This is a genomic window from Streptomyces kebangsaanensis, from assembly GCF_001906585.1.
Taxonomy (GTDB): Bacteria; Actinomycetota; Actinomycetes; order Streptomycetales; family Streptomycetaceae; genus Streptomyces; species Streptomyces kebangsaanensis.
Genome location: NZ_JUJA01000158.1, coordinates 229,228 through 232,983, shown reverse-complemented (window position 1 = coordinate 232,983; position 3,756 = coordinate 229,228). Strand labels below are relative to the sequence as shown.

Genomic DNA, 3,756 nt, shown 5'->3' with positions numbered 1-3,756 from the left:
GCCAAGCGCGCCGAGTATCCGCGTTTCAAGAGCCGGAAGAAGTCCCGGCAGTCGGCCGAGTACACCCGCTCCGCCTTCAATTGGCGCGACGGACGGCTGACACTGGCGAAGATGGCCGAGCCGCTGGACATCCGCTGGTCCCGTCCTCTGCCGGAGGGTGTGGAGCCCACGACGGTGACGGTGTCCCGCGATGCTGCGGGCCGCTGGTTCGTGTCCCTGCTGTGCGAGGACACCATCGCGTCGGCCCCCGCCCCGGATGCGGCGGTCGGCATCGACGCGGGCATCACGTCCCTGGTGACCCTGTCGACCGGGGAGAAGGTCGCCAACCCGAAGTACGAGCGCCGCGACCGCGCCCGGCTGGCCAAGGCTCAGCGGGAACTGTCCCGCAAGGCCAAGGGCTCGAACAACCGGGCCAAGGCCCGCCGCCGCGTGGCCCGCGTCCACGCGCGGATCGCCGACCGGCGGCGGGACTTCCTCCACAAGCTCACCACTCGGCTCGTCCGTGAGAACCAAACGGTCGTGATCGAGGACCTCACCGTCCGCAACCTGCTGAGGAACGGCAGGCTCGCGCGCGCCATCTCCGACGCGTCGTGGGCGGAACTGCGCTCCATGCTGGAGTACAAGTGCGCCTGGTACGGGCGCGAACTCGTCGTGATCGACCGCTGGTTCCCCAGCAGCAAGCTGTGCGGGGCCTGCGGCGCGGTTCGTGAGACGCTGCCGCTGAACGTCCGCGAGTGGACGTGCGCGTGCGGCGCCACCCATGACCGCGACGTGAACGCGGCACGCAACATCCTGGCCGCCGGGCTGGCGGCGTCTGCCTGTGGAGACGGTGTAAGACCTCAACGGGAGTCCTCCCGGACGGGGCGGTCGTCGGCGAAGCAGGAAACCCAGCGGGCGACCGCTGGAATCCCTCGCCTTTAGGCGGAGGAGGAAGTCAACACGTATCCCTTCGGCGCACGGCAGCGATACAAGGGATGGTTCGGTCACCGCGGCGGGAAGGCAAGCACCCCCGCGCGGGTGTCGGCGCCCGGACGCCCGTCAGTCCCGGTCGCGGAAGGGCACGTTGTGGTGGGCGAGGGCGGCGGTCCGTACCGCGTCGCCACGGTCCGGCTGCTCAGCGGACCGGCGGCCTGCTCGGGCCGGTGTTCGTAGGACCACAGCGGAACGAGCAGGGCCACGACGGTGGCGGCCAGACCCGAGACGATGATCCCGGTGCCGCTGAAGACGCCCCGGCCCTTGACCGGGGGGGGTACGGCGGTCGCACGGGATGCCTCCTTTCGCGGCACCGCACATCAGTGCGTTTGGGGACGAACGGCTTGGAGTACTACTGGGGCGACCGGGGCGGCCACCGAGCCGGGCGCCGAGCCGGGAGGTGACGCCGGCGCGGACACGTACCGCATCTCAGCGCCGCAGCAGCACCTTCCGGGCCGCCCGGGCAGCCCGGGCCGCCCGTACCGCGGGCCCGCGGGACCGCGGGGCCGGCCCCGACCGCTCGAGCCACCACTCCCGCAGCGCCCGCCGACCCGCCGGGTCGTCCGGCCGCCCGGCGAGCAGCAGGGACGCCGCGAAGTCCATGGCGTCCTGCCGGTACCCCCCGCTCATCGGGTGCCCCTGCGCATACGCGAGGAACGCGGCCCGGTAGCCCTCCCCGAGCAGCACCGGCAGCTCCGGCGCCACCTTGGCCACGACATCCGCCCGCTTGGCCGCCAGCGCCCGCGCCTGCACGCCCATCCGCACCCGGTCGAACCCCTCCGGCACGGGTGTCCCGGCGACGAGCGCCGACAGGAGCGCGGTCTGCGCGAGGGCGAGACGCTGCCGGGCGGGCTCGGTGGTGCCTTCGGCCCGCCCCGGCGCGCGGACGGTCTCGTGCGGCCGTCGCACGGCGGACGTACGCCCCGGTTCCACCGCCTCCCGGATCACGCCCAGCTCCCGCTCCAGCTCCGCGGGCTCGGGGAAGTTCTCGTCGCGCTCCAGCAGCACCCCCGGCGGGGACAGGCGGGAGGCGAGGTCGGCCAGGACGTCGAGGACCGGCCGCGGAACCGGATGGGCGTGGCTGTCGTGCCAGACGCCGTCCCGTTCGAAGCCGCCCGCCACGTGGACGTACGCGATGGCCTCCAGGGGGAGTTCGGCCAGCGCCCTGGCCGGGTCCTCGCCCCGGTTGACGTGGTTGGTGTGCAGATTGGCCACGTCGATCAGCAGCCGCACCCCCGTGCGGTCGGCCAGCTCGTACAGGAACTGCCCCTCCGTCAACTCCTCGTCGGGCCAAGCCAGCAGCGCGGCGATGTTCTCGACGGCGAGCGGCACGGGCAGCGCGTCCTGCGCGATGCGCACGTTCTCGCACAGCACGTCGAGGGCGTCACGCGTGCGGGGCACGGGCAGCAGATGCCCCGCCTCCAGCCGCGGCGACGCGGTCGGCGCGCCGCCCGCCCGCACGAACGCGATGTGCTCGCTCACCAGCGGCGAGCCGAGCGCTTCCACCCGCTCGGCGAGCGCCCTCAGCCGACGCTCGTCGGGCCGCTCGGCCCCACCGAGGCCGAGCGAGACACCGTGCGGCACGACGGTCACCCCGCGCTCCCGCAGGCGCAGCAGCGACTCGGGCGGATGACCGGGGCACACGTTCTCGGACACGATCTCGACCCAGTCGACCCCCGGCATGCCCTCCACGGCCTCCGCGATCTCCGGCCGCCACCCGATCCCCACCCCGAGCCGCTCCATGATCCCCTGGCCCTTCCTGCCCCCGCATCCGGTGTGTGAAGGGTGTATGGCCCCGGCGCCCGGCCGCGAATCCCGGACTCCGCACGTCCAGAGGAACATTTGAGGTAGGACGGCCCGGAAGTATTTGCTTTACACGGGCCGAGGGGCGTTCATAGGGTCCGCGTATGACGGACGAGAACGACCGGGCCGTGCAGGCGGCCATCGACGGCGAACTGCGACTGCTCGATCCCGGGGTGCGCGCTTCGACGGCCTTGGTCTCGGAGCTGCTGGACCCGGAGTTCACCGAGATCGGAGCGTCGGGCCGCAGGTGGGACGCGGAGTCGATCCTCACGGTGACGAGTGCCGGGACGGTGTCACCGGAAGCCCCGATCGAGGCCAGCAGGATGTCGGGGGAGGTCCTCGCACCGGGCATCGTTCACCTGACGTACTTCACCGTCCACCAGGGGTACCGGGCCTGGCGGAGCTCCCTGTGGAGGCTGACGGAGACGGGCTGGCGCATGTACTTCCACCAGGGGACGCCGGCGGCTGACGACAGGCCCTAGGACCGGCCCCGGCGCAGTGCCGGGTGGTCGGCGACCACCGTGCAGGAGCCCGGGGCGATCTCCGTGAATCCCGCGTCGCGCACCAACGGCAGTCCCGCGGACGTCAGTTCGTGCCAGTGGGCGGGGTCGGCGGTGCGGACGGCGAGCGGGAAGCCGGCGTCGCGCCAGGCGGTGCGGTGTTCGTCCGGCAGTTCCCACCAGGCCAGTTGGGCGCCGTGGCCCGCCTGTGCCATCGCCTTGCCCGCGGACATGTCCAGGCCGGGGTTGAACCACAGGACGGGCAGGTCCGGGTCCGGCTCGACGGGGGGTTCCGGGTCGTCCAGGTCGGTGCCGGAGACCTGGAGCCTGGCCAGGTCCCTGGGCCAGCCGTCGAGGGGGACGGGCGGGAAGACCCGTACCTCCGCCGTCTCTCCGGTGACCGTGATGCCGGGCAGGGCCTCCGCACGCCGCCACTCGGCGCCGCGTGCCCGCCGGACCACCTTGCGGATCCGGGCGTCCT

At 73.0% G+C, this 3,756-nt stretch carries 4 protein-coding genes; 2 read left to right on the top strand and 2 right to left on the bottom strand.

What is annotated here, in order from left to right; genetic code table 11:
- A partial coding sequence (locus RH94_RS29610; RefSeq protein WP_073951407.1) for an RNA-guided endonuclease InsQ/TnpB family protein occupies positions 1 to 921 on the top strand: 921 nt, incomplete at its 5' end.
- Positions 922 to 1,401: 480 nt separating this feature from the next.
- On the opposite strand, the gene RH94_RS29600 is transcribed toward RH94_RS29610, so the two are convergent.
- Positions 1,402 to 2,715: a DUF692 domain-containing protein gene (locus RH94_RS29600; RefSeq protein WP_073951406.1), complete on the bottom strand. Its 1,314-nt coding sequence runs from the start codon at positions 2,713 to 2,715 to the stop codon at positions 1,402 to 1,404.
- A gap of 164 nt (positions 2,716 to 2,879) precedes the next feature.
- On the opposite strand from RH94_RS29600, the gene RH94_RS29595 reads away from it, so the two are divergent.
- Complete coding sequence (locus RH94_RS29595; RefSeq protein ID WP_073951405.1) at positions 2,880 to 3,257, top strand: nuclear transport factor 2 family protein; 378 nt, start codon at positions 2,880 to 2,882, stop codon at positions 3,255 to 3,257.
- On the opposite strand, the gene RH94_RS29590 is transcribed toward RH94_RS29595, so the two are convergent.
- Positions 3,254 to 3,756, bottom strand: a 503-nt coding sequence (locus RH94_RS29590; protein ID WP_234426129.1) for a peptidyl-tRNA hydrolase, incomplete at its 5' end; no start/stop codon positions are given. The two genes, RH94_RS29595 and RH94_RS29590, sit on opposite strands and share 4 nt — an antisense overlap.

Excerpts from the sequence above, each read along its gene's own strand:
- RH94_RS29595 (WP_073951405.1), top strand. The coding sequence starts at position 2,880 with ATGACGGACGAGAACGACCGGGCCGTGCAGGCGGCCATCGACGGCGAA.
- RH94_RS29600 (WP_073951406.1), bottom strand. The coding sequence starts at position 2,715 with ATGGAGCGGCTCGGGGTGGGGATCGGGTGGCGGCCGGAGATCGCGGAG.